The organism is Synechococcus sp. YX-04-1, from assembly GCF_030546365.1.
In the GTDB taxonomy this organism is placed as follows: Bacteria; Cyanobacteriota; Cyanobacteriia; order PCC-6307; family Cyanobiaceae; genus Parasynechococcus.
Window position 1 is genome coordinate 204,304 of sequence record NZ_JAUONZ010000001.1, and the last position, 18,564, is coordinate 222,867.

General features: G+C 61.2%; 21 protein-coding genes. 7 read left to right on the top strand and 14 right to left on the bottom strand.

The window, feature by feature from the left end; all coding sequences use genetic code 11:
* Window positions 1–6: 6 nt before the first annotated feature.
* From Q3Y53_RS01040 to ruvB, 5 genes are read right to left on the bottom strand one after another with little or no spacing between them, the layout of a single operon-like run.
* Window positions 7–621 carry a HEAT repeat domain-containing protein gene (locus tag Q3Y53_RS01040; protein WP_303531856.1) on the bottom strand — a complete coding sequence of 205 codons (615 nt, stop codon included), beginning with the start codon at window positions 619–621 and terminating at the stop codon, window positions 7–9.
* Complete coding sequence (locus Q3Y53_RS01045; RefSeq protein ID WP_303531861.1) at window positions 618–845, bottom strand: DUF3188 domain-containing protein; 228 nt, start codon at window positions 843–845, stop codon at window positions 618–620. Before Q3Y53_RS01045 ends, Q3Y53_RS01040 begins: the two co-directional genes overlap by 4 nt.
* A complete protein-coding gene (locus Q3Y53_RS01050) occupies window positions 842–2,023 on the bottom strand; it encodes an amidohydrolase (protein ID WP_303531863.1) in 1,182 nt (393 codons plus the stop codon). The genes Q3Y53_RS01045 and Q3Y53_RS01050 overlap by 4 nt, the downstream gene beginning before the upstream one ends.
* A 1-nt stretch (window position 2,024) precedes the next feature.
* A complete protein-coding gene (locus Q3Y53_RS01055) occupies window positions 2,025–2,789 on the bottom strand; it encodes a tetratricopeptide repeat protein (protein WP_303531865.1) in 765 nt (254 codons plus the stop codon).
* A complete protein-coding gene (gene ruvB / locus Q3Y53_RS01060; RefSeq protein WP_303531867.1) occupies window positions 2,786–3,838 on the bottom strand; it encodes a Holliday junction branch migration DNA helicase RuvB in 1,053 nt (350 codons plus the stop codon). The genes Q3Y53_RS01055 and ruvB overlap by 4 nt, the downstream gene beginning before the upstream one ends.
* A 50-nt stretch (window positions 3,839–3,888) precedes the next feature.
* Between ruvB and smpB the strand changes: the two genes are divergently transcribed.
* Window positions 3,889–4,389 carry an SsrA-binding protein SmpB gene (smpB, locus tag Q3Y53_RS01065; RefSeq protein WP_186571143.1) on the top strand — a complete coding sequence of 167 codons (501 nt, stop codon included), beginning with the start codon at window positions 3,889–3,891 and terminating at the stop codon, window positions 4,387–4,389.
* Here smpB and Q3Y53_RS01070 read toward each other — a convergent pair.
* Window positions 4,383–6,026, bottom strand: a complete 1,644-nt coding sequence (locus Q3Y53_RS01070; RefSeq protein WP_303531869.1) for a serine/threonine protein kinase — start codon at window positions 6,024–6,026, stop codon at window positions 4,383–4,385. The two genes, smpB and Q3Y53_RS01070, sit on opposite strands and share 7 nt — an antisense overlap.
* A 483-nt stretch (window positions 6,027–6,509) precedes the next feature.
* Here Q3Y53_RS01070 and Q3Y53_RS01075 point away from each other — a divergent pair, with 483 nt between their 5' ends.
* The 5 genes from Q3Y53_RS01075 to Q3Y53_RS01095 all read left to right on the top strand — a co-directional run bounded on the left by Q3Y53_RS01075 (window position 6,510) and on the right by Q3Y53_RS01095 (window position 11,004).
* A complete protein-coding gene (locus Q3Y53_RS01075; protein WP_303531871.1) occupies window positions 6,510–7,622 on the top strand; it encodes a hypothetical protein in 1,113 nt (370 codons plus the stop codon).
* Window positions 7,623–8,118: 496 nt separating this feature from the next.
* Entirely contained in the window at window positions 8,119–9,312 is a 1,194-nt protein-coding gene (egtB, locus tag Q3Y53_RS01080) for an ergothioneine biosynthesis protein EgtB (RefSeq protein ID WP_303531873.1), read from the top strand.
* Window positions 9,309–10,262 carry an L-histidine N(alpha)-methyltransferase gene (egtD, locus tag Q3Y53_RS01085; protein ID WP_303531875.1) on the top strand — a complete coding sequence of 318 codons (954 nt, stop codon included), beginning with the start codon at window positions 9,309–9,311 and terminating at the stop codon, window positions 10,260–10,262. The genes egtB and egtD overlap by 4 nt, the downstream gene beginning before the upstream one ends.
* A 32-nt stretch (window positions 10,263–10,294) precedes the next feature.
* Window positions 10,295–10,528 (top strand): hercynine metabolism small protein, encoded by a 234-nt coding sequence (locus Q3Y53_RS01090; protein WP_038551723.1) that lies wholly within the window; start codon window positions 10,295–10,297, stop codon window positions 10,526–10,528.
* On the top strand, window positions 10,525–11,004 hold the full coding sequence (locus tag Q3Y53_RS01095; protein WP_303531878.1) for a hercynine metabolism protein: 480 nt from the start codon (window positions 10,525–10,527) through the stop codon (window positions 11,002–11,004). Before Q3Y53_RS01090 ends, Q3Y53_RS01095 begins: the two co-directional genes overlap by 4 nt.
* 1 nt (window position 11,005) lies before the next feature.
* Here the strand turns inward: Q3Y53_RS01095 and Q3Y53_RS01100 are convergent, their stop codons facing one another.
* From Q3Y53_RS01100 to Q3Y53_RS01130, 7 genes are all read right to left on the bottom strand, one after another.
* On the bottom strand, window positions 11,006–11,269 hold the full coding sequence (locus Q3Y53_RS01100) for a hypothetical protein (RefSeq protein WP_006851112.1): 264 nt from the start codon (window positions 11,267–11,269) through the stop codon (window positions 11,006–11,008).
* Window positions 11,270–11,296: 27 nt separating this feature from the next.
* On the bottom strand, window positions 11,297–12,805 hold the full coding sequence (gene lysS, locus Q3Y53_RS01105; protein WP_303532737.1) for a lysine--tRNA ligase: 1,509 nt from the start codon (window positions 12,803–12,805) through the stop codon (window positions 11,297–11,299).
* Window positions 12,806–12,849: 44 nt separating this feature from the next.
* Window positions 12,850–13,611 (bottom strand): response regulator transcription factor RpaB, encoded by a 762-nt coding sequence (gene rpaB, locus Q3Y53_RS01110; protein ID WP_303531898.1) that lies wholly within the window; start codon window positions 13,609–13,611, stop codon window positions 12,850–12,852.
* 92 nt (window positions 13,612–13,703) lie between these two features.
* Window positions 13,704–15,011, bottom strand: coding sequence for a sugar ABC transporter substrate-binding protein (locus Q3Y53_RS01115; protein WP_303531901.1), 1,308 nt, complete (start codon window positions 15,009–15,011; stop codon window positions 13,704–13,706).
* Window positions 15,008–15,517, bottom strand: a complete 510-nt coding sequence (locus Q3Y53_RS01120) for a rod shape-determining protein MreD (RefSeq protein ID WP_303531904.1) — start codon at window positions 15,515–15,517, stop codon at window positions 15,008–15,010. The genes Q3Y53_RS01115 and Q3Y53_RS01120 overlap by 4 nt, the downstream gene beginning before the upstream one ends.
* A 1-nt stretch (window position 15,518) precedes the next feature.
* Window positions 15,519–16,265, bottom strand: coding sequence for a rod shape-determining protein MreC (mreC, locus tag Q3Y53_RS01125; RefSeq protein ID WP_303531907.1), 747 nt, complete (start codon window positions 16,263–16,265; stop codon window positions 15,519–15,521).
* Between the two features lie 4 nt (window positions 16,266–16,269).
* On the bottom strand, window positions 16,270–17,322 hold the full coding sequence (locus Q3Y53_RS01130; RefSeq protein ID WP_011363141.1) for a rod shape-determining protein: 1,053 nt from the start codon (window positions 17,320–17,322) through the stop codon (window positions 16,270–16,272).
* A gap of 142 nt (window positions 17,323–17,464) precedes the next feature.
* On the opposite strand from Q3Y53_RS01130, the gene Q3Y53_RS01135 reads away from it, so the two are divergent.
* Complete coding sequence (locus Q3Y53_RS01135) at window positions 17,465–17,842, top strand: single-stranded DNA-binding protein (RefSeq protein ID WP_226412916.1); 378 nt, start codon at window positions 17,465–17,467, stop codon at window positions 17,840–17,842.
* 34 nt (window positions 17,843–17,876) lie between these two features.
* Here Q3Y53_RS01135 and Q3Y53_RS01140 read toward each other — a convergent pair whose 3' ends face one another.
* Complete coding sequence (locus Q3Y53_RS01140) at window positions 17,877–18,536, bottom strand: DedA family protein (protein ID WP_303531910.1); 660 nt, start codon at window positions 18,534–18,536, stop codon at window positions 17,877–17,879.
* Window positions 18,537–18,564 lie beyond the last annotated feature (28 nt).

Here is an 18,564-nt window from a genome sequence, read left to right on the forward strand (position 1 = left end):
GGACGCTCAAGCCTGCTGCAACCCGTTCAGTGCCGCCGCTACCACCCGGTGATCGCTGTCCTGCTGAAGCGGCTGAAGCAAAGCCCTGGCCTTCTCACCAATCAGCTGCTGAGTCCCATCCCGGATAACCCTGCTGAGGATCTCTGCTCCACTCACCCGCACCGTGCCATCGGAATCAGCAATCGCCATGGTTGCCAACTCCAGAAGCCAAGTGAGATCGATTTCGGGCTGCTCCGCCAAGGCGGAAAGAATGCTGCAGCGCACCAACCAGGCGGCATCGGCTTGAAAAGCCGATCGCAGCAGCGGCCAAGCCCGCTCGACCCCATAACTGGCCAGTGCATTGGACGCTTCAGCCCGCACATTGGGGTCTTCATCGGCTGTGACCAGCGCACTCAACACCTCCCAGCCCTGCTCAGTGCGCTTGTAGCCCAGTCCGCTGCAACTCAAGGAGCGCACCAAAAAGGGCTTTTGCTGCGTGCCCAACACCAACAACGGCACCGCCTCCGTATCCGTGCAGTGACGAAGCTGGGTAATCGCCGGCATCGCCCTGACTGGATCACCGCTGGCGATGGCCTGACGCACCGCCTCAAGATCAGGCCTTTGCGAATCGGTGTCACTCATGGGTTGCTGCCGGGGGTGCGCGCCCGCTGAAGATCGGCCAACAGCCTGGCGCGGCGGCGCTGCCGACCGAGAGCGCTGCTGATGATGAGACCCGAACCCACCAGCACGGCGGGCAGCACCTGAACCCGATCTTTGCCCTGCCGCTGCTGGGTGGCGACCAGGGCCAGCAGGATCAACAGCGGTGCCCCAAGGGAAACCCAGATCACAGCGCGACGTTGATTCATTCCGACGCGTTCTCCGCAACCCACGCCAGCACGGTGACCGTGAGCACTGCAATACCAACGCCCAGGGCATCTTCCTCGAGGGCGAAGGCCCCGTTGTGCAACGGCGCACACCCTTCCGGCCCAGCCACCCCAAGCCGCACCATCATTCCGGGCACATCCCGAAGCAGCTCAGCAAAGTCTTCCGCCCCCAGGGAAGGTTGCTCCACCGGCAGCACCTTGTCGCGGCCCAGACACTCCACCGCGCAACGCTCCAACAGATCCGTGAGCTGCGGGTCGTTGTGCACCGGCGGGGCAATGCAGCGGTAATCCACCACCGCCGTGCCTCCGCCGCTGGCACAGATGCCCTGCACCGTCTCGTCGATCCAGGCCGGCAGCTGGGCGTGTTGCTGAAGATCCAGGCAACGCACCGTGCCCAGCAAACGCACTTGATCGGCAATCACGTTGAAAGCACGCCCCCCTTCCACTTTGCCGAAGCTGATCACCACAGGCTGCAACGCATCCAAGCGACGGGCGATCGTCTGCTGCAGCTCCGTGATCACCCGAGCCGCCAGCCAAACAGCATCCACTGACTGATGGGGGCGGGCCCCATGGCCACCTTCGCCCTGTACGTGAATCTCCAGCTCGCCGGCCGCCGCGGTGAGACAGCCCCTCCGGATGCCCACCGTGCCCACCGGCAGATTCGGCACCACATGCACTCCATACAAGGCATCGAGGCCCTCCACAGCCCCCGCGTCACGCATCCACACCGCCCCCTGGGCCAACTCTTCGGCGGGTTGAAACAGCAGCCGCACGCGAGCCCCTAAAGAGGGTTCCTGGGCCAGCAAACGAGCCATCCCCAAGCCTATGCAAGTGTGCAGGTCATGGCCGCAGGCATGCATCAGGCCCTGACAGGTGGAGGCATAGGGCAAACCGGTGCGCTCCTCCACCGGTAGGGCATCCATGTCCACCCGTAAACCCACCGTAGGGCCATGATTCGGGCCCAGTTCGGCCACCACCCCCGTGCGGCCGACCCCCTCGCGCACACGCCAACCTAACTGGCGCAACTCGCCCGCCACAAGAGCAGCCGTCTGGTGTTCTTCACCGCTGAGTTCAGGGTGGGCATGCAAATGCCGGCGCAGCTCAAGCAGCTCAGGCAGCTCACGGCTGAGTCGATCAGAGAGGGCCTGGGCTTGAGTCATCTCAGGACGCCTCCAAGGCCAAGAACGCCATCAGATCCGCCGTCGGCTGCGGCGGCCAACGGCGCATCTGCTGCAACCAGTCCGCCTGGCGATAGCGCTGGTCCAACCCTGCCGCCGCGGCCCAGTGGCTTTCGGCTTCGCCACTTGATCCCTCACGCCAAAGCAGACCACTAAGAGCTGCCCGAGCGTCAGCAAACAAGGGATAGCGGCGAATCAGCTTGCGCAATTCCGCCTCCGCCCACTCAAGATCTCCCGCTTGCCAGGCCGCCAGGGCCTCGCTGGAGCGGGCCATGGCAAAGCCCGGGCGGGCAAGGGCGGCCTGGCCGTAAAGCGCACGGGCCTCAGGCCAGTCCCCTTGCGAACCGCGCACGTTGGCCAAGTTGTAGAGGGCTGAGGCATCGTCTGGATCCCGCTCCAGGATCCAGAGATAGTCTTCCGCGGCAGCGGACCAGTCCTGAAGGGCCTCCTCCGCCGTGCCGCGGTTCAAGTGCGAGTCGCTTTCCTCCGGAGCAAGAACAATCGAAGCCGTCTGGTCTTCTATCGCTCCAGAAGGATCACCAAGGGCCAAACGCACATTGCCGCGGTTGCTCAAAGCAGCCGCATCCTCTGGAGCCTGCTCCAGGAAACGGTCCCAGAGGGGCAGCGCCTTCACAAAATCCCCCTGACGGCTCGCCGTCAGGGCCTGCTCGTAGAGCCCCTGAAGATCAAGCGCCTGCGCCGGCAACACCAGCACAAGACTCAGCAGCAGCACCAGGAGCCGATTCATGCCGCCTCCGCCAGATGGCTGCGGGCCGCGTCCGTGACCATCCGACCGCGGGGGGTGCGCATCAGCAATCCCTGCTGCAGCAGAAACGGTTCCACCACGGTCTCCAGGGTGACGGGGTCATCGCCGAGGGCCGCCGCCAGGGTCTCCAGGCCCACCGGTCCACCGCCGTGGTGATCGATCAGCAGCTGCAGCAAGCGCCGATCGCTGGCATCGAGGCCGCGATGGTCGACACGGTGCAGGCTGAGGGCTTCGCCCACCAGGGCCTGATCAATGGAGTCATCGCTTCCGCCCATGCCGCGGACGCTGGCCACATCCCGCACCCGGCGCAGCAGGCGGTTGGCGATCCTGGGCGTGCCGCGGCAGGAGGCCGCAATGCTGCTGCAGGCCTCCGGCGTTAGGGTCACCCCGATCAACCTTGCAGTGCGCGACACAATCGCCTCTAGGTCGTCCTGGCCGTAGAACTCCAAGCGCTGAATCAGTCCGAAACGGTCCCGCAGCGGGGAACTCAGTGATCCGGCGCGGGTGGTGGCCCCCACCAGGGTGAACGGCGGCAGGTCAAGGGAACGGGTCCGCGCGGTGCTGCCCTTGCCGACCGTGAGATCGAGGCGACGGTCTTCCATCGCCGGATAGAGCAACTCCTCCGCCACCCGGCTGAGGCGGTGAATCTCGTCAATGAACAGCAGATCGCGAGGCTGCAGGTTGACCAGCAGGCCAACGATGTCGCGCGGGCGTTCCAGGGCCGGTGCACTGGTGACCTTGCACTGCACCCCCATTTCTTCGGCCAGCACCATGGCCATGGTGGTTTTGCCCAGGCCCGGTGGGCCATACAGCAGCACATGATCCAGGGCATCGCCGCGGCCGAGGGCTGCCTCCACGGCAATGCCCAGCACCTGCTTCAGCTCGCTCTGACCGATGTAGTCGTCCAGGCGCTGGGGCCGCAGCGTGTCTTCCGGCCGACTGACCACCTCGTCAGGGGCCGGCTGGGGATCCACCAGCGCTTCAGGGCGGAGTGGTGGCTTGCGACCGGAACTGGAGGAGACAATCGCCATGCGGGCAGGGTACCCAGCCCTGGATAAGGTCGGAAGACGCAGCCGCAGCCATGGCCAAGGGAGGAGCAAAAAAAGCAGCCGCAGCCGCCGCACGGGCCGCCGCCAATCGGATGCTGGCGGACAACCGTCAGGCCCGGCACCAGTACGAGATACTCGAAACCCTCGAAACCGGCATCGAGTTGGTGGGTACTGAGGTGAAGTCGATCCGCAACGGCAAAGCCAACCTGCGCGATGGCTTCTGCCTGATCCGCAATGGAGAACTGCAGTTGCACAACGTGCACATCTCACCCCACACCCACGCCGGTAGCTACTTCAACCACGACCCGCTGCGCACCCGCAAATTGCTGGCCCATCGCCGTGAGATCGACAAGTTTCGCGGCCTGGTGGATCAGAAAGGGCTGACGCTGATCCCGCTGAGCCTCCAGCTCAAGGGTTCGTGGATCAAGCTCACCATTGGGCTGGGCAAAGGCCGAAAGCTTCACGACAAGCGGGCTGCTGAAAAGGAGAAGCAATCCAAGAAAGAGGTGAAGGCGGCGATAGCTCGCTACTGATCGAGCTGGTCTGCCTGGCAGGACAGGGTGAGAACACCAGAGGAGACCCCCTCGTTGGTAACCACCACCTGCAAGGGCGAGCTCGCCGCAGCCGCAATCCGGACCACCCGCAGAGGGCCCAGCTGCTCCACGACCATTCCATTCGCACCGAACACCATCATCTGCATCAGCGGTGTGCCGTTGATGCCCAGGGCCACAGCATCACCCGCCGCAACCTCTACAAGCACCAAACGCGCAACACCGGCAGGAATACGCAAGGAAGTTTTGGTGGGTTTCAGGGGGCGCGCCTTGAACCGCACGATCTCGACGTCATCAAGGCTCTGCATCGCCGCTGCAATCCAGAGCTGACGAAAGGGTTTGGCGGGTTTGCGGCCCCGCATTGCTACCGGCAGTAGATCCTGGGCGCCAGCGCTCACCAGATGCTCCACGACCCGCGGATGAACGCCCTGTTTCAACAGCGCCTCACGCGGCTGCTGCCAGTCCCCTTCCCTCAGACGCCCCAACTGGGTCCGAATCATCGGCGGCAGCTGCTCGATCCGTGCCAGCCACTCCTCCGCCAGCTCGGTCCAGACCCTTCGCAGTAGCGCATCCTCCAGCGATTCCGAGCTGAGCTGGCTGGCATCCACCAGATTGATGAACCATCCACGATCCACCTGAAGAGCCCGCAGTCGGCTGAACAGCTGCTGGCGTTGATCAAGCTCCTCCGGCAGCAAGCTGACGGCGGGTGATGCCTCATCCCTGCTGGGGCGTAGGGCCCTGTCTGCAGTGGACATGCGCGGAAGCAAGAGCCAACCGATAGCCGAACCCACAAGAGCCGACAGGGCCAGAGCGATCACGACAGGCCAGAGACGACCTTCCGCTCCCTTATCGCGGGCCATGGCCCGGCTGGTTCGGGACACCACGGTGGACTCCAGCTCTGATGCAGGCAATGCGACCGACTCCAGGGCCTTCAGCACCTCGGAGGCCGAGCTGAAGCGGCACTCCGGTGCCTCTAAAAGCAGGCGCTCCAGCACCTGGCGAAATGACGGCTCCAGCTCCAGACCCTCCGGCCAACTACCGCTCTCGCCTGCCTTGCCGCTGAGCAACAGCAGGGCGGTGACCCCCAGGTCATGCAGGTCCCTCCAGGGTGCATCAGTTGGGGTGACGCCCACCCGCTGCACCCGGCCACCCTCCAGCAGCATCGGCAGGCCATCGCTGCTGCGGCGCAGCAGATGACGGGGATTCACATCGCCATGCACCAACCCGCAGCCGTGCATCGCCGCCAGCGCCGGCAGGATCTGGCGCAGCAACAACAGCACCTCGGCAGCGGCGAAAGGCATCGGGCGCGCAGCCCGCAGCCGCAGCAGCACGTCATAAATGACGCCGTCCTGCCAATCGCGCACGGACCAGAACGCGCCATCCAGCTCCAACAGCTCTCCGCAGCGGGGCAGCTGCGAATGCAGCAGCGACTGCAACTGCGGCCAGACCGCCTGGAGTTGTTCCTGGGCGGCCGTGGTCTCAAGTTGACGAATGGCCACCGGCAGATCACCTGCCATCACATCAACGCCACGCCATAGGGATCCCTGCACCGGATCCGGGCCGCTCAGCCGCTCCTCCAAGCGATAACGCTCCACCAGAATCGTGCCGGAACCGCTCAAAGGACTCAGCCGTATCGATGGGCCGATGGTACCGATGGCTTCCAGCAGCCGATAACGATATTTTTAAGCCTCGGTATCACCACACACTGACCGAAAATGTAAAAACAGCATAGACATTAAATCCATAAAATTCCAGAACAAATAACTTTCAACGATGGCTTATTCAATTAAATAAACCTAGTCCTTGGCCCACGACGGCCTCTACCTGTTACATGCTCACGGGACACAGCATCACCGTATTTACAAATTTCTCAACAGACCAATGCAACAAACCTTACGACCCTGATGATACGTAGCAAGTAAATACTAAAAATTGAACAACATTTGATTCACACGAATAGAAGCAAAGAAACTGCAAAGGAAAAGACGTGGCCAGATTAGAGCACAAATGCAACCCAAAACTCGTATACAGACAGCACCTTGAATCCCCATCAGTTAAAGTATGAGTCAACCATGCTCGATCTTCAATAGCAACTCAGCACTATGAGTACAAATAGACTTATTAATCTTAACTTCTATGCAAACGTTGCAGGCAATGAAACCGAAAAAATACTTGGCACATCGGAAAACATGTCATATTCAAGTCTTGCTTCTTGCAGGCTGCAACAATTTCCAGCACTAGAAGCCGCACGATCCCTAGGCATTAACCCTGAAATATGGAGCCTTCATAGTGAATTTCCAGAGCATCTTGAAGAAATGCAAGACGCAAAGCTGTGCATCGTAGGGAAACTTTCTGCGCCAACAATCAAGCTCCAACGAAGCATGGCCATGGCAAACTTAGCAGCCCTAACTCGACTTAAGAATAAAAAAATACCGATTTTAGCTGTTTACAGTGACCATCACTTGATACATCGTGTTGAACGAATTCGTAATTTGCACCTTGATCTATTTAAAATTGCCGATGGAGTGGTTTTTCCAACTAAAAAGCTAGCGGCCATGGCCGATAATGCAATTTCAAATGATACCAAGAAATACATAATCGAAGATCCATGGCAAGTAAAAGACTATTTACCATACAACTTTAAAAATGCCGACGACAAGTTCGAACTTTTATGGTTCGGACAAGCAAAAAATTTAAAATATCTTTTTCGAATTCTTCCAGGTATTGCAGAAAAAAGATATCCCGGAAGAGGCGCTAATCTTACTATTTTATCTAACAAATTGGACGAAGTAAGATCTGAGCTCGATAGATATCTTAGCAATCAAAAAAATGGCAATCTAACCTTCAATTTAGTGAACTGGAGAAATGACTTGCAACCTCACCAATTTGAAAATGCACTACGGCAAGCCGACGTGGTGTTAATTCCCTCAGACCCTAAGGATCCTGTCAAAATGGGTGTCAGTCATAATCGCCTTGTAGATTCGATTAAGTCAGGCTGCGTGCCGATAGCCAGCCCAATGGAAAGCTATCAAGAGTTAAGCAAAGTATGCATCATTACTCATGACTTTCCTCAAGCAATTTACGAATTAATGTCAGATTACAAAAGAATTAGTACCAAACACTCTCGCCATAGAGAAACACTCTTGAGCAGATTTTCTCCTGCAGAGAATCTCAAAAAATGGAGAAATGCCATTCAAGACATGTCCTCTATCTAGAAAAGCAAAGCACCTTAGAATTACTGTAATAAAAAGATAGCAATTAGCATCATGCGGCTAAAAGCTTGATACAACAATCCATGCAAGGCACCGACAGTCTTAGCGATCTGAGGCAACGTTTTATTTTTTGCTCATCTATCCAAACAGTGTTTCGAGCAACACTATTTTTCACAAATGACCTAAAGCAGAGTATTGCAATCCAAAGTCGATGAATTTCTGCTAATAAGATTCTAGAAACATAGTTTAAGCCTGCGAAGAGACACAAAAACTAGCAAGCACATAAAAAGTCTTTCTTTAGCCTTGAGCAATATTCATCCATGCAAGCTTACGTCGCCAACGAGACTCCAACTACCAAAAATGCACTCAAAAATACAAACTCTCTCTCCAAAAAATATTTAACAAGAACAAACAATTTAATAGGTCAAGCGAATCATCTCTAGCTGCAGATACAGCCCTAGCAAAAGCAACTAACCCACGTTAATAAGTCTTCGCCACAATGGCATCCAGCCCCCCTAGGGTCCGCAAAGTATGGACAGAGCCTGTGCTGGTGGACACTCTGCTGGCGGTGCGGAGCCACAGCGAAGCCCTGATCGGACCACTGGTACCGGAAGACCTGATGCTCCAAGGGATGGCCGATGCCAGCCCACCCAAATGGCATCTGGGCCACACCACATGGTTCTTCGACACCTTCGTCCTGCAGCCCCACGCGCCTGAGCACCAGGCCTGCGACCCGCTCTGGAGCTATCAGTTCAACTCCTATTACGAGGCCGTCGGCGCACGACATCCCCGGCCGCAGCGGGGCCTGCTCAGCCGCCCGGCCATCGCCGACGTGCTGGCCTGGCGGCAACGGGTGGATGCTGGGCTGGAAGCGCTGCTGCAGGATCCGCCTGAGGGAGTTGAGGCCCTGGTGCAACTCGGCCTGCAGCACGAGCAACAGCACCAGGAACTGCTGCTGATGGACCTCTTGGATGGCTTCCATCACCAGCCGCTGGAACCGATCTACAACTCCGAGGCCGAGCTGACCCTGACCCTGGAGGAGGAGCAGTGGCTGGCCTGTTCCGGCGGGTTGACGGAGATCGGCCACCAGGGCGAGGGTTTTCACTTCGACAACGAGACGCCGCGGCACCGGGTGTGGTTAGAGCCGTTTGAGCTGAGCAGCAGCCTGGTGAGCAACGCCGCCTACGCCTCCTTCATCGCTGACGGGGGCTATGAGCGCCCCGAGCTGTGGATGAGTGAAGGCTGGGCGCTGGTGCAAAAGCACCATTGGCAGGCACCGCGCTACTGGCGGGAAGACAACGAGGAATTCACCCTGGCGGGCCGCCGCAAGCTCAACCCCCAGTTACCGGTGCGGCATCTGAGCTGGTTCGAGGCGGATGCCTATGCCCGCTGGAGCGGGGCCCGGCTCCCCACCGAAGCGGAATGGGAGCACGCCTGTGGCATGCATGGCAGCGCCATGCAGCACGCCCACCGGGTGCTGTGGCAGTGGACCGCCAGTGCCTACAGCCCCTATCCCGGGTTTCGGCCGGTGGAGGGGGCCATCGGCGAATACAACGGCAAATTTATGAGCTCCCAGATGGTGCTCCGCGGAAGCAGTTGGCTCACACCCTCGGGCCACGAACGCGACAGCTACCGCAACTTCTTTGCGCCAGCGAGCCGCTGGATGGCCGCTGGCATCCGTCTGGCCCGATGAGCATCACCCTGCTCAACCTCCACCCAGCCCCAGCGGACCTTCAGCGCCTGGTGAGGGATGGCTTGCGGCGCAGCCCTCGCCAGCTGCCGGCCTGGATGCTCTACGACGCCGAGGGATCACGACTGTTCGCCGAGATCTGTCGGCAACCGGAATACACCCTCACCCAACGGGAAATCGCTCTGTTGGAAGACAACGCACCCGCCATCGCCGCCGCCACGGGCCCCGGGCTGGTGGTGGAATTCGGTATTGGCAACGCCCGCAAAGTCGATCCGCTACTCACAGCCCTCGGCAGCAGCGTCTTCGCAGCCTTGGACATCAGCCTCAGCGCCCTGGAGGAGGCCCTCTCTGGCCTCGCCACCCGGCACCCCAACACCGCCATGGTGGGCATCTGCTGTGACCACACCCGCCTGGAGCAGCTGCCTCAACATCCAGCCCTGGAGAGACAACGGCGCATCGGCTTCTTCCCCGGAAGCTCCCTGGGCAACTTCACCCCAGAGGAGGCTGTGGACTTTCTGCGCAATGCCCGGCAGCTGCTGGCCGGCGGGCCGCTGCTGCTGGGTCTGGATCAACCCCGCGAGCCGGCCCTGATGGAGGCCGCCTACGACGATGCCGCCGGCGTGTCCGCCGCCTTCGCCCGCAACCTGCTGCAGCGGCTCAACCGCGACCTCCAGGGTGATGCCGATCCGACGCAGTTCCGCTACAGGGCCCACTGGCAGGCGGCGCAGCAGCGCATCGAAATGGCGCTGGTGAGCAGGCAGGACCAAACCGTGCTCCTGGGCGGCGAGGCCTGGTTCTTCCGCCAGGACGAAGCCTGGATCACCGAACACAGCGTCAAATACTCCCCAGACGCCGCAGCCGCCCTCGCGGCCAAGGCCGGCTGGCGGATCGAACGCCGCTGGACCGATCCGCACCAGCAAATGGCTCTGCATCTGCTTTTGCCGGCAAACTGAGCCCATAGACGGAGCCCAGGAGCTCAGGCGGCATGAAAACAGACGAACGGCGTCAGGCGATCAAGCGGCAGCGTGAGCAGCTAATCCAAGACCTGGAAGCGGTGTACATGGCGGCCTTCGATCGGCTGGGGGAACTGGAAGGTGAAGTGGGCGAAGTAAAAGCCGCGCAGCTCACCCAGATGATCCTCAACTCCAAAACAGCTGCGATCGAGCCCTTGGAAAAAGAGATCGAAAAACCGGTGATCACCACCCCCGGCGAAGCATGAACAGCTGGCTGGAGCAGTTGGAGCGGGAGCTGGACGCCAGGCTCTCTGCTTTTCTGCGCAACAACCCCGTCCAGGACAACCTGTTCAGCGAGCAGCACCTCAAGGATCGGGCCGTTGCCCTGCAACGGCAACGCGAGCAACTGCAAAGCGAAGCGAAGCAGCAACGCCAACAGCTGCTGCGACTGGCTGAGGACGTGCGGGCTTGGCGAAGCCGGGTGGACCGCGCCGGAGCAGCCGGAGCAACTGATCTGACCGCCCGTGCCGAACAACATCTCAACAGCCTGATGAACCAGGGACGTGCCCTCTGGACCGACCTGGAGGATCTGGGACGCCGCTTTAACGAGGTGGAGCGACAGCTGCAGGAGCTTCACCAGCAACAGCAAACGCCCAGCCCCTCAACACTGGAAAAGGACTGGGCGTTGTTTGAAGCGGAACAGGAATTGGAACAGCTGCGCCGCAACGCAGGGCTGAGTTAGATCAGGCCTTGGGAGCGGGGGGCTCCAGGCTGACACCCTCGGGCGGAGGGGTGGGGTCAGGATCAGCGATCAGCATGTGCTGAAGCACGATTTCAGGACGCTCACTGTCGCGCCAGCGAATGCGATAGGCGGGCATCTTGGTACCGCGACTGGTGGTCTGCTCCACCGGCTCCATCACCCATCCCCGGCGGGAACGGCCCTGGGGATTCCGCTTGACCACGGCATCAGCGTGCTTGAAGCGAAACCCGACGCGTTCTCCACTCATGGGGATAGGACCATGCCACTACTCCCATTATTCCACTGAGGGTGGCTCTCCCTTGCGGGACTCCGGCCGCAGCAGCGGGAAGGCGATCACATCCCGAATCGAGGGGCTGTCGGTGAGCAGCATCACCAACCGGTCGATACCGATGCCGAGACCGCCCGTGGGGGGCATGCCCACCTCCAGGGCCGTGACGAAATCCTCGTCCAAGCCCTGGGCCTCAAGATCACCCGCCGCCTTGCGCTCCTGCTGAGCCTCGAGGCGCTGGCGTTGATCCACAGGATCAGTGAGTTCACTGAAGGCATTGGCGTGCTCGCGGCCGACGATGAACAACTCGAAGCGTTCCACCAGGCCAGGCTTGCTGCGATGGGGCCTGGCCAGGGGCGAAATCTCCACCGGGTAATCGGTGACGAAGGTGGGCTGAATCAGGGTCGTCTCCACCGCCTGCTCGAAGGCTTCATTGAGCAGACGGCCCACCGAGTCGGCCAGTTCAGGAGCATGCAAACCCTTAGCGGTCATCGCCGCAGCTGCCTCCTCCCGACTGCTGAAACTGTTGAAATCAAGCCCCGTCGCGTCCTGCACGAGCTCGTGCATCGTGGCGCGCCGCCACGGCGGTGCCAGATCGATCGCGGTGCCCTGGTAGGTGATGGTGGTCGTGCCGCAGACCTCCTGGCACACCGCGCTGACCATCTGCTCGGTGAGCTCCATCATTCCGAGGTAATCGCTGTAGGCCTGGTAAACCTCCACCGAGGTGAACTCAGGGTTGTGGCGCGTGCTGACCCCTTCATTGCGGAAAATCCGGCCCAGTTCATACACCCGCTCAAAGCCACCGACCACCAAGCGCTTCAGGTGCAACTCGGTGGCAATCCGCAGGGTGAGGGGCAGGTCGAGGGCATTGTGATGGGTCTCGAACGGTCGAGCGTCAGCACCACCAGGTTCGCTCTGAAGCACCGGGGTCTCGATCTCGAGGAAATCGCGCTGATCGAGCCAACGGCGAATACCACTCACCAAGCGAGCACGGCGCCGGAACGTCTCCCGGCTGTCGGGAGACACCACCAGATCCAAGTAACGCTGGCGGTAGCGCTTCTCCACGTCAGCCAGACCATGCCACTTGTCCGGCAGAGGCTGCAGCGCCTTGGTGAGCATGCGCCAGTCGTTCACCTTTACCGACAGTTCACCGCGGTCGGTGCGGCGCAGGGTTCCGCTCACCCCCAACCAGTCGCCGCTGTCGACCAGCGAGGTGATCTGTTTGAACCAGCCCTCCTGCTGGGCCTCCAGACCCGCTTTCTCAAGGAACAGCTGGATGGATCCCGTCTCATCGGCCAGGGTGAAAAAAGCCAGCTTTCCCATCACCCGGCGGGTCATCACCCGTCCCGCCACGGAAACACTCACGTCCCGCTCTTCCCCCTTGGGCAGATCCGCATGGGTCTCCTGCAGTTCAGCCATGCGGTGGCTGGGACTGAAGGTGAGGGCATAGGGACCCTGCCCCAGCTCCTCCAATGTCTTCGCCTTTTCCAGACGGGTGTCGCGCAGCTCAGACACAGCAGCAGGTCGGTCGGGCGCCATCCTGCCCGCTCGCGGGTTGATCAACCGGCAGCAGAGGCCTCGCCCATACGTTGAGAGGCGTAGCCAATGCCCCGGACCGTCAGGATCAACTCGGGATTACGGGGATCAGGCTCCAGTTTTCCGCGCAACCGCGCCACGTAGACATCCACCACGCGAAGATCTGCCGCTCGACGGGGCGGATAGCCCCAAAGCTGCTCAAGAATTTCCGCCCGCGGCACAACGTGGCCGGGATCGCGGAAAAGCAACTCCAAAAGGCTGAATTCCGTATAAGTGAGGTTGATTCGCTCAGACCCGCGAGTGACTTGGCGTCTGTTGGTGTCCACCACCAGATCGCCGAGCCGCAAAACTCCTTGCCCCGTGGGCAATTCACGGCTTTCAACGACAGCATTACCCCGGCCCACCCGACGCAAAATTGTTGAAATACGAGCTTCGAGTTCCTTGGGGCTGAAAGGTTTGGGCAAATAGTCATCAGCGCCCAGATCCAATCCAGCGACTCGCTCGGAGATCGCTTCAACGGCAGAAAGGAAAATGATCGGCACGCATGATTCAGCCCGCAAGCGGCGACACACCGCAAAGCCATCAAGCTTGGGCAACATCACATCGAGCACCACCAGATCGGGCGACTCGTTGTGGAACATCTCCAGGGCTTGCTCACCATCCTCAGCGCAGACGACGCGGTAACCCGACAACTGGAGGCGCATCACCAGAACACGCCTTACAGCTGCCTCGTCATCAACGACAAGAATGGTGGCTTTCGGTTGTGAGGGCAGGTTGCCCGTCATCCGAATCAAACCCTTAACGAGCTGCAACCTTACCTGTCAGGACATGGAGATCGACGCAAACACCCTGGCGCGCAGCTGGTTTACCGATTATCTTAAGAATTGCCGGCGACCTCAGGCCAACGAGAATGGGCATATCTGTTCCATTCCGACGCCGCAGCTGTTAATGCCTGCTCAGGGCTGACCTGGGCCAACATCGCCCGCTGCATCTGGGTATAGAGGATCTTCTGCAGGCGCTTGATACCCGGCAGCGCCGGTACCAACACCCGCGCCCGCTCCAACGTGCTAGCCGACAACAAACGGGCCTGGCGAATCTGACGCTCCGCGGCTGAACCGGGAACCTCCTGCTCCAACGCGGCACGCACCCGGGCCAGGGCCTCCAGTGACGACGGCAACACCCGGGCCTCGGCGGCAAAGCGCGCCTGCTGATCAGCATTGGTCAGAAACAGCGCAAGATCCACGGCCTCTTGGGCGCGCTGGCTCTGACGCGGCACCGCCAAGGTCATCAAGGCCACATTGGCATTGCCATCAGCACCGGTCACCGGGGGATGGGACTCCGTCACCGCGGCCACCCCTGGCGCATTGGTTTGAATGCTGCGCAGGAACTCCGCCCCCGTGGCCGCCAGGGCCAGATCGCCGCTCTGGAACAACTCGATCGCCCGGCGTTGCCCCTGGCTCACCACCTCGCGGGGCAACAGCCCCTCCCGGTAGAGATCACTCCAGAAGCGGAAGGCCCGACGACCCGCAGGGCTATCGAAAACAGCCCGGCGTCGGGAATCCAACAGGGTCACCCCCATCTGCACCAGGGTTTCCAGGAGCTCGGCCGAGTCATCCGGAACGGTGGTGAGGAACAGGCCATAGCGGCCCGTGCGCTCGCGAATGCGACGGGCAAAGGCCGGAACCTGATCCCAGCGGGTGGGCGGCGCTGGGATGCCGGCTTGATCCAACAGGGCCCGGTTGACCAGACTCAGCCGCACCGTGAGATACCAGGGCACGGCAATCTGCCCGGCATCGGGATCTTGGCAGGCCTGCCACACGGATGGCAGATAGCGGCCAGCAGCGGCAGCCGGCAGCAGCGGAGTTAAGTCGGCCAAGCCACCCTTGCTGGCCAGATTGGCTGCGAAGGGCGGATTGAGGTTCACCACATCTGGAGCCGTGCGGGCAAACACCGCCGCCAGCAACTTGCGTTCCACCGACCCCCAGGGCAAATCCGTCCAGCGCACAGGTGCGCCCGGATGGAGGCGGCTCCAGTCCCCCAGAACATCCGCGAAATAGGGATTGAACTTGGGTGCCAATTGCAGGGTCCACAACTCCATGGCCCTGGCCTGTGGGTTCTTGGGACCGCAGGCCGCAAGTCCTAGGGCCGCTGCCCCTAGCAGCAGATCCCGTCGGGTGAGCCTCATGAGGGAACCCTCCTTCGCCAAAGCAACAACTGCAACGACACCAACAGCGGTGCCAACAAACCCGTCACCAGGGCCTGGCACCAAAGGGTCTGCAGACCCCAGCTCTGGGTGAGGGGATCCAATGCGCCACCTTGACGCAACCAAAGCTGAAGGATCAACGACAAACCAAGACCCACCGAGCCAAGCCAGGCCAACAAGCCCAGATTCAGGCTGCGTTGAATCGGTGCTGCACGCCGCCCCAGCCTTCCCCACCACAGACCCAGAAGCAGCAACGCCGGCACCTGACTCAAACCTCCGAGGTTGAGACCATCCAGCACCAGCCCCAAAGTCACACCCGCCAACGCCCCCGACACCGGACCATCCACGAGAGCCCAGGGCAACAGCCAAAGCACGGCCCAGGCAGGACCGACCCCATCAATGGCCAACCAAGGCGGCGATGCCAAGGCCAGCAACGGCACAACCAGGGCTGAAGCCACACACATCGGTTGTCGGTGCAGACGAGCCATGTCAGCGGGTTTGCACTTGCACCCAGTCGATCGCTTCCGGTGCTGCGATCAACTGCACCACCGCTGTGGGTGCGGGAACAGCTTGCTCATCCACTGACTGGATGACGCCCACCGGCACGTTGGGGGGCAACAGGGTGCTGGCCGGCGAAGTAGCGACTAAGTCACCCGGGCGCACGTCGGGGTCTTTATCAATGAAACGGAGCGAGAGGCGACTGCTGCCGCGGCCCACCAGCAATCCATGGCGACGGCTGCGGGGCAGCCAAACGCCGATCTCGTGGCCGGGCGCGGTGAGCAACTTCACCCGAGCCGTCGCCGGGGTGACGCTGGCGATACGACCCACCAAGCCTCCAGGGCCCAGAACAGCATCGCCCTGGCCCAACCCCTGCAGCGAACCCTTGCCCAACTCCAGTTGCTGCCACCATCCCCGCGGTGAGCGGGAAATCACAGCAGCTGGCACCTCGCCCTCGGCCGATCCCTTTTGCTGAAGCTCCAGCAGACCGCGCAAGCGGCGGTTGTCGTCTGCCAAAAGCTGCAGACGGGAGCGCTCCTCCAGATCCGCCGCGGCCGTGACCCATTCCCGCTGGGCAGAGCCAGGCCAGAAGGGTCGGCTGAGAAGGGCGTAGGCATCGCTGAAACCAGCGCCCTTGCTCAAGCGCACCAACAACAGTCCCACCACCAACAGCAGCCAGGGGGTGAGTTGCCCCAATCCACGCCAGCGGCTCTTGCCGGGACGGAGCGTTGGGGCCATGGCTTCAGGCGCCTGCGGCGGAGCGGACGAATTCCGGGGTGTCGACCACCCGCTGCAGACGCTTCCAGTCTTCCAGTACCTGGCCGCAACCATTCACCACGCAGAGCAGTGGATCTTCGGCGATGTGCACAAAGATGCCGGTCTCGTGGCTGATCAGGTCGCTGATGCCCCGCACCAATGCACCACCACCGGCCAGCATTATGCCGCGATCCACTATGTCGGCTGCCAGCTCGGGGGGGGTGCGCTCCAGCGTTCGCTTCACCGCTTCGACGATCACGTTGAGCGGTTCGGCGATCGCTTCGCGCAGGTCACCAGCCTTGAGATTGATGGTGCGGGGCAAACCGGAAAGTAGATGCAGACCCCGCACATCCATGGACTGCTGATCGAATTCGTCGTCCGGGAAGGCGGAGCCAATGCGGATCTTGATCTCCTCGGCAGTCCGCTCGCCCACCACCATGTTGTGCACCTTTTTGAGGTACACACCGATGGAGTCGCTGATTTCATCGCCGGCAACACGCACGGATTCACTCAACACCGTTCCGCCAAGGCTCAACACCGCCACCTCGGTGGTGCCGCCACCGATGTCGACAATCATTGTTCCGACGGGCTCGGTGACCGGAAGGCCCGCGCCAATGGCGGCTGCCACCGGTTCATCGATCAGGTGTACCTCACGGGCACCAGCCATACCTGCTTCCCGCACAGCGCGCCGCTCCACGCCAGTCACGCCACTGGGAATGCCCACCACCAGACGGGGCGCCATGATGCCGCGCCCCTCATTGCCTTTGGTGATGAAGGTTTTGAGCATCTGCTCAGCGGCATCAAAATCGGCAATCACCCCGTCGCGCAGCGGACGGACGGCCCGGATATTTCCGGGGGTACGCCCAAGCATCAACTTGGCTTCATCGCCCACGGCCATGGTTGTGCCTCGCTCGAGGTCAAGAGCCACCACGGAGGGCTCCTGCAGCACGATGCCGCGGCCTGAAACGTAGATCAGGGTGTTGGCGGTGCCCAGGTCGATGCCGATGTCGCGCGACAGCTGGAAACGACGAAAGAACACAGACACCGCAGTCAAGACCGCCGGATCATAGGGGCGTTCTCCACAGTTGCCTGTTACACCCAGCGGCTTGGGTGGAACTCCTTAAAAGCAGTCACCCAACCGGTGCCGCATCATGAATCCAAATTCCGGAGATGAATTGTCTATGGGCGTTAATTCCGTCACCCTCGTCGGCCGTGCCGGCCGCGATCCCGAAGTGCGTTACTTCGAATCAGGCAGCATGGTGGCCAATCTCACCATGGCGGTGAACCGTCGCAGCCGCGACGATGAGCCCGACTGGTTCAACCTTGAGATCTGGGGCAAGCAGGCCCAGGTCGCCGCGGACTACGTGAAGAAGGGATCCCTGCTCGGCATCATCGGCAGCTTCAAGCTGGATCGCTGGACCGACCGTGCCAGCGGTGAAGAGCGCAGCAAGCCTGTGGTCCGTGTTGACCGGCTCGAACTGCTCGGCTCCAAACGCGACAGCCAGGAGGCCGCCGGCAGCTTTGGCGGCCAGGCCTCGGATGAGGACATCCCCTTCTGAGCCCCAGACCTGAGGGAGGCCCCAGCGCCGGTAATCAGTCGGACGACTGACGCCGGCGCCAGATGCGCAGGCCCAACCAAATCGCACCAGCCAGCACCGACACCACCAGCAGCACCTTCACTGCTTTGGAGACAGGGTCAATCCAGACCTCAACGTTGCTGTAGCCCTCTCCGAGAACCATGCCGGCCACGGTGAGCAGAACAGTCCAGATCAAGCTGCCGGCGGTTGTCCAGACCAGGAACGGCGCCATCCGCATCATTTCAATGCCGGCCGGCACTGAGATCAGCGTGCGAATGCCAGGCACCAGACGCCCCCAGAACACCAGCGCGGTGCCGTAGCGGCTGAACCAGCGGCGGCTGCGGGCCAACTCATCAGCACTGATGCCAATCCAGCGACCGTGACGTTGCAACCAAGCTTCGATCCGTTCCTCGTTGATCAACCGTCCGATGCCGTACCAGGGCAAAGCGCCGAGCACCGTGCCCAGCAAACCGGCCAGGACCACAGGCACAAGGTCAAGCTGACCCTGCTGCACATAAAAGCCCCCCAGGGGCATGATCAACTCGGACGGGATCGGCGGGAACAGATTCTCGAGAAACATCGCCGCGAAAATCGCGGAGTAACCCAGCCACTGGTTCGCCTCAACCGCCTGGCCGATCAACTCCGGCAGCTGTGTGATCAGATCAGAAAGCCCCATGGAGACTGCGCTGGATGGCGCAAGTCTT